Below are 9,401 nucleotides of genomic sequence, written 5' to 3' on the forward strand. Positions count from 1 at the left end.
TAGCTTTGGCGACGCCTAAGGCGTCAGCCATTACTTGGTAAGATTTATTCCCCTCATTGACCAGTTGTGCTAGTGCGTCACGTTGAAAACGTGATAAAGTAGATGTACCCAAAGTAATCACTCCCTATATTGGTTGGAATTAGCTACTACCATTTTAAGTGATTGCTTTGGGCTTTTTAATTTCTGTTCGGATTAATTATAGAATTTGCCAGTGCATAAATTTTTCTTTCTTGACATATATCAATTTTAATAAGTTTAGAATAGCATATAATGGACTTATAATGAAGAATTGGAGGAATCATTCATGACTAAAAAATACGTTGCTAACATCGTACCACTAAACGCAGAAGGCATTGGAACGGCACCCCATGGAACTGCCACCTTTGTTGAAGACGGTGACCAATTACACGTGGCGATTGAAATGTTTGATACACCTGCAAATACGCAACACTGGGAACATTTCCACGGTTTTCCAGATGGTAAGGCGGCCCAAATTGCCACGATGGCGCAGGATGCCAATCATGACGGATTTGTCGACTTGCCAGAAACTGAACCAGTCTCAGGGACAACGATGGTGCCATTTGACAACGCCCCACATCACATGGACGTGCCAAATGATAACTACCCAGTCGCTGACGCCCAAGGCCACTTTGCCTACGAAATCGATGTGCCATTAGCTGATTTGCAAGCGAAGTTCAAAGAAGTCTTTGGTACCGATGACTTGGAACTCGACAAACGGGTCATCTACATTCACGGCGTACCACAAGACTTGGCTTTACCAGCCACCGTTGCTGGTGAAGTTGGCGCCTACGATGCACACGTCACCTTACCAATTGCGGTTGGGAAGATTGAAGTCGCAGACTAACCTGAAATTTGAAGTAAGCTAAAACATAACGACCGGATGAGCCTATCACATGACAGGTTCATCCGGTCGTTATGTTTATTTCTTTAGACTATCGACGGAAGCCTTGAAAACGCGAAATCGATTGACGATTATGGTTCCGACTGGCGAAGCACGTCCGTTAATTGTTGCCGAAAAATTGGCGTCCAGATATTCCGATAACCTAATCGGGTTGGATGAGCGTTGTCGACCATTGCTAGTGGTTGGGCGCGATTTTCAGCTTTGACCACTGGATCTTGCCAGAGGTCAATAATCGTGAAGTGCCACTTTTCTTTGTAAGACTTTCAATTGCTGCACTAATTTACCATAATTCGCATCGTGTTTTCGCACACAAGTGAAGAACACGATTGGCACCGCCCAATGCTGTTGAACATAGGCCACGATTGTTTCAATCGCTCCGAGCGTCGTCGTTTCGTCAAAGCCGTGGCGCTGTTGTGCACCCGTAACTTGCCCCATAGCCTTGTCATGCCGCCCATCATTGGTTGAAAGTTGGCAGACAAAAGCGTCCAATGGTTGGGTCACTGGAATCCGATGATAGAGCCGCTGCACATAGCTATCTGGTGCGTTACCTGCTAAAGTGGTGCCACTCACCGCTTCCTTGATGGCAATCACGCCATCCGTCGCGACGAGATAATCGACGAACGAATCTTCCAGTGCACCCGCACCGGCCGTAATTGACGATCCCAGAAATGCAATCCGCCGACCCATCAACGGTGACTTGGGATTCAATGTTTGATGGCTAGGGGCGTAACTAGGCAAATTGCCCGCAATCAACCGCCCCACCATCGTCTCACGCTGCAACTGCTTATTCACCGTTCCGACCTTGATTGCCGCCTGCAACAACTGCTTAAATTCTTTTTTGTATCGAATCATATTAAAAAATGCTCCTATGCTATTAGTTTACAGGGCAGAAGAAAATCTGTCCGTAAATCTAGCATAAGAGCACTGGACTTGAATATAAATTAGCAAAGGGATCTCATTCTATAAAAGTATCCGATAGGGAAACCAATATTACTCTTGTTGAGGGATTACTTGATCCAGGGTTCATTTTTAGCAAGGACGAATTAAAAAAATATAGTGATGGACAGATACTTAAACAAATACTTGAAGACAGTTCTGGCGAAACAGAACGGTTTGAATTTAAACTTGGTTTGTATTCGTTCAATCCACAGACGCAAAAGAAAACTTTCAACACGAAACTAGTATCCAATATAGCAAAAAAAGCAACTTCTTTTGCCAATACTCCGAGTCATAAGAGTTCTTACATCATGATTGGTGTTGCCGATTCTGATTCTTATAACGCATCTGACCTTGGAATAGAACCATTTAAGATAGGACCTATTTCCATTGTTGGGATTAAAAGAGATTTAACATTAAGTGGAAAAAGTATCGATGAGTATTATCAACATTATTTCTCAGCACTATCTCAAGAGCCTGTTAGTGAAGAGATGATGACAATGTTAAAAGACATAAAAAGTTATACCTATAACGGTGCAACAGTATTATCCATTAAAATAGATAATACTGGGAAACCTGAACCCTACAATGGTAAGTACTATCGTAGAGAAGGCACTAATACTGTTGAGCTAAATGTACCAGACTTAATATGTCTAACGCAAAATTTACAAAAACATATGGATGATTAAATCTGATATTAGAAAAAGCAGGACTTATTCTATTTTAAAAGCTCAAAAAGGCCACTAGGGTATACCCTAGTGGCTAAAAGCAAATAAAAATCCCGGAGAACGTTTTTTAAAAAAAGTGTTTTGATCAATTTGGTGGTGTAAAATGATTATTGGTGATAATGATCAAATTGCGATCACTGAAACGTTGATGAAGGAGAGTATTACGATGGATCAAAAATTTTTAGATGTCATGAAGCATGAAGGCCCTGCCACAATTGTAACCATTAATGCGCAACCAGCCCACGTTGTTAATACCTGGATGTCATACGTCCAGGTAACAGACAAGCAATTGCTGATTCCGGCGGCCGGCATGCACAGCATAGAGCAGGATTTTTCAACTGACAACCACGTGATTATAACGGTTGGGAGTAAAGAGGTTGAAGGTACCCAGGGACCCGGTGCCGGCTTTCACGTTTATGGGACCGGCCAATTCTTAACATCCAGTGATGACTTCGATACAATGAAGAAGAAATTTCCTTGGATTACCAGAGTTTTGAAAGTCTATATCGATAAGATTGAACAAAAAATTTAAATCAAAGTCGCCAAAGCAGCTTATGTTGTTTTGGCTTTTTCTTTTTGGAAAAGCTTCTTTGACTGAAGCCCGCTTCAATTGACGTTATGGTAAGTCTGTAGCAAATTGAAGAAGGAAATGATCAGAATTGAAAGCAATTGTGATTGATCAGCCGGGCGGTCCTGAACAGTTAAAGTTAAAAGATGTTCCAACCCCTCAGACAAAACCAGGGTGGAGTTTGATCAAAATCAAAGGTTTTGACGAATTCTCAAACCAAGTGCAACTTTTTGTTCCAAAAGACTTCGGAGGGAGTTCTCCAGCCTAAGACCTTGCGCGGTCGGTTATTCAGTTGTTCGACGAAGAAGGCGATTTGTTGGTCATCTATGTTGTCCAGATTGCTGTGCTTAGGAAAGTATTCGCGAATTAGACCATTCGTATTTCGTTCGTACCTCGCTATTGTGGCGCACGCGGGTCTGGAAAGAACATCTTTGCGTCCAGCGCCTCGCCAATCTCCTTGTACTGAGAGAATTCAGTCCCACGGTCGGGGGTGATTGATTGTACCCGTTTAGGCGAAAGGGTCAAAAACAAATCGATCATACCCTGTTTGACCCTTTCTGAATTCACTTTGGTAACACACTCTGACAAGAGATACCGTGACTTTCTGTCGACCAGCGTGATCAAGGCTGAACGCCCTCTCTTGCCATGCACATTGTCGCCTTCCCAGTCATCAAAGCGAGTACGATGATCGGGCCGATATCTGCTCAGGAAACCAATGGTCTTGGACGATGTAGTTAATGATCCGATCTCTGGTTTCGGAATCGCTAAGAAGCCTTTATCTATGACTGTTAAGTCTTTCATGTTTGTAATTGGCTTGTGCAGCGGCAGCCGAGTAGTTTTGCCAACCGCCATTGTGTTTGATTTCACGGCTAACAGTACTTCTTGAACGACCAATCTGAGTGGTGATTTCAGTCTGGGCCAGCCCTGTTTTAAGGCCGACGAGTATCGTTTCTCGGTCAATTAAGGTAAGATGATTGTACGGACTCAAAGGCAGATTCTCCTTATATATGGTGTTGTGGTAATTCCATTCTACAAGGACTCAGGCTTTGAGTCTTTTTGATTTGTTAATTTGTTGCACTTGAATTGTAAACTGGGGTCATATATTCCGGCATCTTTAAGGAGCGGACCGTTCTTTGCCTTGACTTCGCGGTGAGGAATTACCTTCCAGGCATCCGCCGTCAATACGCGTCGTCCTCGTTAAAATCATCGGGCTTTTCGTTTTCCATACGCTCCAAGACAATATCTAAAGTACCCGTCCGCTGCAAGAAGTCTAGCTCCTCAAATTCAGCGTGCCGCTCTTTACTAATCAGAATGACACCCTTATTTGGTCCTTCCGACTGTTTGATTGTAATTTCCATTTTTTCGTTCTGGTTTGCCACCCCAAATTGCAAGAACAAGTTAGCCGGGGTGTTGAGACACTCCCAAGAACAGCCTGTTATCTTATGAGTGGTTCATTGTTTAGCTTACGTGTTGTGCTGAACGCCGAGTCCGGCGCACTTCGGTCTCAAAACACTCCTGGGGGCTACGGTAGTCTAGCTTTCTCCGGGGAAGCCCGTTAAGACGGTCTTGGGTAGCCAGCACCTGGCTGGGACTAACATCATCCAGCGACTCGCCTTTTGGGTAGTCACGTCTAATCATGCGATTGTGGGCCTCGTTGGAGCCGCGATCGCATGAGGTGAATGCGCGTAGAAGATGTCTGTATCTGTGTCCTCAAAGGCCTTATTCAGAGTCGAGAACTCCGGGCCATTGTCTGCGGTAATCGTGCGCAGACAGTCACCCCACTCAAGCTTGATTTCTCGTAACGCAAACTCCACAGAGTCCGAGTCTCGGCCGTCGATCAGTCGGAGAAGTTGGCAACGGGTCTTCCGCTCAATCAGGCTAAGGATGACGCTCTCACGGCCATTGCGTTTCCCGACAACGGTATCCATCTCCCAATGTCCGAACTGCTTGCGGCGTTCGACAGCCTTAGGACGCTCCTCAATACTGCGGCCGGCTAGGCGCTTATGCTTAGTGCTCTTGTGTTGCTTGGTCCGCCGATTTGCCTTCTCCACGAGATCGATGTTCCGAATTTCTAAGCGTTGATCATCGATGTAGCGATATAAAGTGGTTGTGCACACCATCTCCTCAGGGGTGAATAGCTTGGCTCGCCGTGCGGCGCCAACGGCTGCATCAGGCGACCAGTGTTCAGTCCTGGCCTGATTAACATACCAGGCCAGGAAGTGGCTTGTAGCGGCGAATTTATCCGGCCTATGACAATTCAGACGTGTGGTCTCATAGCGCGTCTGAGCAGCTTCAGGACTATATTCCGTATGATAGATCAGTTTGCCATTAATGCGCTTAGCCTGCTTGACAGTCCCTCGTTCAATCTCATTATTGATGGTTTGATGGCAGACGCCAATTTTGACAGCAATTTCGCGTTTGGAGGTGCCGGTGGCGTAAAGTTCTGCAATTCTACCGCGTTCCATTTGAGACAAATGATGACCTGGTTGACGACGTGTGATATCTTGTCCATGCATCAGGACAATACCTCTTTCATTGTTTGTGTTGGAACTTCAATGATACAGGATATCTGTTCTTGATGTTTTTTATTGTCCCAAATTTGTAATAACAGTGGCTAACTTGATTTTAAAACGCGCGAAAAGATAAAAAGTAGTGCCTATGGATATCGTAGTTGGAACAACTTTACTGAACGTATAAATATTCAAATGTTTTGGCTTCGAGCAAGCTCATCAGCCAAATAAAAAAACAGCTAGACCATTTATGGTCTAATTGTTAACTTGAACTGCCATCAACTTGATTTGACGAACAGCCTTTAAAGGAAGCTGATCTTTTTTGTCCGAACAGCGTTCGGATTAATTTTACAATCTACCAAAATAGGAAATAATTTAAAATATCCTTTTTCATGATCTTTCACCTGTCTTAGATTTTAGAAGTATCACTTGGTTTCTCAATTAACTTAAACCGTCGCTGTTGCGTGCGTTTACTAATCCCCGTCTTTCGTTCAATCATTTTATAGGTCATGCCTTGTTTTCGTAACTCGTAGGCAAATCTGATTTGTTCCTCAGAATACGTTTTCGGTCGCCCTTCCCGAAACAACGGATCATGTTCCTTGGCATACACTTTACCTTCTTGTGTGCGCGTGACAATCATATCGCGTTCAAACTGCGCAAAGGCGCTAAATATTGTAAAGACTAGTTGGCCAGTCGGCGTATTGTCAATTAAGCCCATATTCAAAATGTTAACTTTGACATTTTCTTTAAACAACTCTTGTATAATGGCTAAGGCCTCGCGTGTGTTCCGCGCAAACCGATCCAGCTTAGTGACAATCAAAGTATCACCTGTTTTTAGAGCGCGCAACAGTTTTTGAAACTCCGGTCGTTCGGTAGTTGTGCCGGTAAACTTTTCTTGAAAGATTTTTTCTGCTCCTGCCAATTTTAGTAACTCAATTTGATTTGCTAATTTTTGATCAGTGGTACTGACCCGCGCATAGCCATATTTCATCTTTTTATCTCCTTACTTATGTCATTAAGTAATGACACGGTTCTAACCCTTTAATTATACAGTATCAAAAAAGAGGCCACAACTGTTAAGTTGTGACCTGGTTCGTTCCATTTAAACACTTTAATTATCACATATTCAAAACGTCAAGAAATATTTTTATCTAATCCTCTTTAACAGGGGAATGCTTAGCCACTTGTAGTGCCTGATTGATTACCTTGGCGTATAAAATATCACCAGCCCGAATGCCACCGAAGTGTACGCCATCTATCCCTTTGAAGACTTCTGGATGTTGCGCCGCAATCTTGCCCCAGTCGGCAATCATAATGAACTTATACTTAGCTGGCAGACGCCGTTCCAAAACGGCCAACTTTGATGAATTTCAGTCAGCATCGGCCGGGGCATTATAAGGTGTCATCAGAATCAACTTGTGCCCCGGCTCCAAGTCATGAATGATCTTCATGGTTTGCTCTTCGTAATCATCCAGCGCGTTGGTCCCAATACAAATCACCGCGTACTGCCGTAACGTATAGCTTCGCTGCTGGTTCATCATGACTTTATACGCCAAGTTCATCGTCCGATCGCCCTTAATCTTTAAGCTTTGCCATTTTTTTAATAGCATGCCTAAATAGATGGTACACATCGCCGCAGGGCAGTGCTTTTCTAACATTCCAGCTACCAAGTGTTTTGGTAAAAATGTCCCTTATTCAGATAATTATTATTACAATCTACCATTTACACAAGATATTTTACGCTCTCCGTCTCAGGTACAGTTCTCATCAATGTGTTCTAATAGGAATACAAAAAAAAACGGCTTCCATTAAGTATTCAAGATAGATCCTTTACTTGAATCTCTTAATAGAGGCCGTTTTTATTTTACAAAATTACGTATTAAACATACTTGCCACAAAAAAACTAAATGGAAAATTATTTAGTCTGGAGTACAAATTGGAAATGTGTTCAGCTATGTGATTATTGTTGGCGGCTTTGCCACTTACAATAAGGCTGATTTTGGAGATCCATCGCGTTCCAATACATTTCTAATTCTTGCGGAAGACGGGAATTTAAGCACATTCACATTTTAACCAAATTTGAGTAAGAACCCCAAAAGTGAGTTATTGGATTCTTTTATTCGTATCTCGTTTTACTTTTTATGTTTTTCGTATCTCGTTTTACTTTTTATGTTTTTTGTAATACCAAACACACCTAACCCTGCAACCACTATAATTGCAGCAATTGTTTCAACGATAGTCATAATGGATTTAGTATGACTGTTCTTAACTGGCGTCTTCTTATTGATTTCACGACTTTGCTTGTCAGTAATCGTAAATTTCCGTTGAAGCTTCCAAATATTTTGCCCATTGTTAGCCTTAACATCCAAATACATCATATAAGTCCCTGACTTTAATCTCTTATCCTTGTTAGCACCGATAACTGTATTAACATTAATAGGATAAGTAAAGTAACTGTTTGGGGCAATTGACATATTTGATTTCTCTGATTGTAAAATAACATTCTTACTATCATTTTCTGAAGTTATCTTTGCTTTGATATCAACTTTTTCTTCCAATCTTGGCACATCATTATCTAATAGTGCATTGACTGAAATTTGTCCATTTTGAGTATCTTCATATGCTTTGATCAGTTTTAAATTTGGCTCAACTGTGTCAGTATTTTGTCTCAATTGTAGGCCTAGAACATAATTATACTTATTTTTTAACGTTACACCCTTAGCATTACTCTTGCTAACTTGATTATCTTGTTCGATAAAGATACCACCTAACAATACGCCATCAAAATTTCCTTTCGGAGCATTAATGTTCACAACTACTTCTGTAGAAGATTTTGCATCAACAGTAACACTCTTAGGATATGTAACTAATTTTTCAATATCATATTTCAAAGATGAATCAGCTTTAACATTATGTTCGTTATAGACTATTACCCCATTGGTATCAGTCGATGCCCGGTTCACCATTACAGTATAAGTATGCGTTTTAGTATCGTTATTATTAATCTTAAATTTAGCTTGCAACTTCTCATTTGGCGTCACTTTCAAATCAAAATAACCGACTTTTTTATCGATCTGATTATTTGAAAGTTCTGGCACAATATTATAAGTCACTGCTGGTTGAGCTTCTGAGGTGGCGGCCGAAACATCTTGGGTTCCTAAACAACCAAAAGTTATAACACTAATTAAAAACAACATGAAAATCCAAATACGCTTCTTCAAAATATCATCTCCCGAAGAAAAAAGAGAGCATGCAACAATTAAGTTACAAGCCCTCAATTTTTATATTTAAGCAGGTGCATTAGCTAACGTCCATGTTAAGGTTGAACTGTAGGATCCGCCAATATTACCAGCTGGAACCTTAAGTGAGGCATCAGTAGAACCATATGTTCCAGTATAGGCACCTACACCACTACCAGCTGCAGCACTAACAACAGTTACTGGTGAACTTGATAGTGAAAGATTTGCGACAAGTGTTGGAGGTGTTGATACATTATCAACATCATCTGCTTTAATAGGATCTGTTTCTTTATTATCTAATAATAGTTGTGCATTCTTTAAGGTTGCGCCGCCTGTTGCCGTGAATGGTGATGCTGCAACAGTTACAGTGTATCCAGTACCAGTACCAGCATCAGCGATACCCAAGATTCCTGATGTGGAAGTTGATGTATATGAAATATCGTTTGCTGAAGCTGCTACTGTACCAAATTGAAAACTAGGGGCCGAACTTAAAGTGAT

9 protein-coding genes and 4 pseudogenes are annotated in these 9,401 nt (G+C 41.8%); 4 read left to right on the top strand and 9 right to left on the bottom strand.

Going from position 1 to position 9,401, the window contains the following annotated elements; genetic code table 11:
• A pseudogene (locus EKM64_RS10995) lies at positions 1 to 112 on the bottom strand (IS30 family transposase); the annotation flags it as partial.
• 192 nt (positions 113 to 304) lie between these two features.
• On the opposite strand from EKM64_RS10995, the gene EKM64_RS11000 reads away from it, so the two are divergent.
• Positions 305 to 865, top strand: a complete 561-nt coding sequence (locus EKM64_RS11000) for a hypothetical protein (protein ID WP_016374492.1) — start codon at positions 305 to 307, stop codon at positions 863 to 865.
• Positions 866 to 1,147: 282 nt separating this feature from the next.
• On the opposite strand, the gene EKM64_RS11005 is transcribed toward EKM64_RS11000, so the two are convergent.
• Positions 1,148 to 1,774, bottom strand: coding sequence for an SGNH/GDSL hydrolase family protein (locus tag EKM64_RS11005; RefSeq protein WP_125678509.1), 627 nt, complete (start codon positions 1,772 to 1,774; stop codon positions 1,148 to 1,150).
• Positions 1,775 to 2,001: 227 nt separating this feature from the next.
• On the opposite strand from EKM64_RS11005, the gene EKM64_RS11010 reads away from it, so the two are divergent.
• From EKM64_RS11010 to EKM64_RS11470, 3 genes are all read left to right on the top strand, one after another.
• On the top strand, positions 2,002 to 2,547 hold the full coding sequence (locus EKM64_RS11010) for an AlbA family DNA-binding domain-containing protein (RefSeq protein WP_368408279.1): 546 nt from the start codon (positions 2,002 to 2,004) through the stop codon (positions 2,545 to 2,547).
• 142 nt (positions 2,548 to 2,689) lie between these two features.
• Positions 2,690 to 3,118 carry an FMN-binding protein gene (locus EKM64_RS11015; protein WP_125678513.1) on the top strand — a complete coding sequence of 143 codons (429 nt, stop codon included), beginning with the start codon at positions 2,690 to 2,692 and terminating at the stop codon, positions 3,116 to 3,118.
• A gap of 127 nt (positions 3,119 to 3,245) precedes the next feature.
• The gene (locus EKM64_RS11470; protein WP_003582346.1) at positions 3,246 to 3,422 is read left to right on the top strand and encodes a hypothetical protein; all 177 of its coding nucleotides are present in this window, start codon (positions 3,246 to 3,248) and stop codon (positions 3,420 to 3,422) included.
• On the opposite strand, the pseudogene EKM64_RS11820 reads toward EKM64_RS11470, so the two are convergent.
• The 7 genes and pseudogenes from EKM64_RS11820 to EKM64_RS11055 form a co-directional block, all read right to left on the bottom strand.
• A pseudogene (locus tag EKM64_RS11820) lies at positions 3,366 to 4,142 on the bottom strand (IS30 family transposase). The gene EKM64_RS11470 and the pseudogene EKM64_RS11820 overlap by 57 nt on opposite strands.
• 190 nt (positions 4,143 to 4,332) lie before the next feature.
• The gene (locus EKM64_RS11025) at positions 4,333 to 4,533 is read right to left on the bottom strand and encodes a prevent-host-death protein (protein WP_225421021.1); all 201 of its coding nucleotides are present in this window, start codon (positions 4,531 to 4,533) and stop codon (positions 4,333 to 4,335) included.
• A 79-nt stretch (positions 4,534 to 4,612) separates the two neighbouring features.
• Positions 4,613 to 5,670: pseudogene (locus EKM64_RS11030) on the bottom strand (IS30 family transposase).
• A 403-nt stretch (positions 5,671 to 6,073) separates the two neighbouring features.
• The gene (locus EKM64_RS11040; RefSeq protein WP_125678517.1) at positions 6,074 to 6,655 is read right to left on the bottom strand and encodes a recombinase family protein; all 582 of its coding nucleotides are present in this window, start codon (positions 6,653 to 6,655) and stop codon (positions 6,074 to 6,076) included.
• A 160-nt stretch (positions 6,656 to 6,815) separates the two neighbouring features.
• Positions 6,816 to 7,241 (bottom strand): annotated as a pseudogene (locus EKM64_RS11825) (acyltransferase family protein); the annotation flags it as partial.
• 555 nt (positions 7,242 to 7,796) lie between these two features.
• Positions 7,797 to 8,885, bottom strand: a complete 1,089-nt coding sequence (locus EKM64_RS11050) for a DUF916 and DUF3324 domain-containing protein (RefSeq protein ID WP_125678519.1) — start codon at positions 8,883 to 8,885, stop codon at positions 7,797 to 7,799.
• A 66-nt stretch (positions 8,886 to 8,951) separates the two neighbouring features.
• Positions 8,952 to 9,401: WxL domain-containing protein (locus EKM64_RS11055; RefSeq protein WP_164505370.1), on the bottom strand; the 450-nt coding region annotated here is incomplete at its 5' end.

This window comes from Companilactobacillus keshanensis, from assembly GCF_003946205.1.
Lineage (GTDB): Bacteria > Bacillota > Bacilli > Lactobacillales > Lactobacillaceae > Companilactobacillus > Companilactobacillus keshanensis.

Coding starts and splice junctions, on each gene's coding strand:
- EKM64_RS11000 (WP_016374492.1), top strand. CDS start 305: ATGACTAAAAAATACGTTGCTAACATCGTACCACTAAACGCAGAAGGC.
- EKM64_RS11005 (WP_125678509.1), bottom strand. CDS start 1,774: ATGATTCGATACAAAAAAGAATTTAAGCAGTTGTTGCAGGCGGCAATC.
- EKM64_RS11015 (WP_125678513.1), top strand. CDS start 2,690: ATGATTATTGGTGATAATGATCAAATTGCGATCACTGAAACGTTGATG.
- EKM64_RS11040 (WP_125678517.1), bottom strand. CDS start 6,655: ATGAAATATGGCTATGCGCGGGTCAGTACCACTGATCAAAAATTAGCA.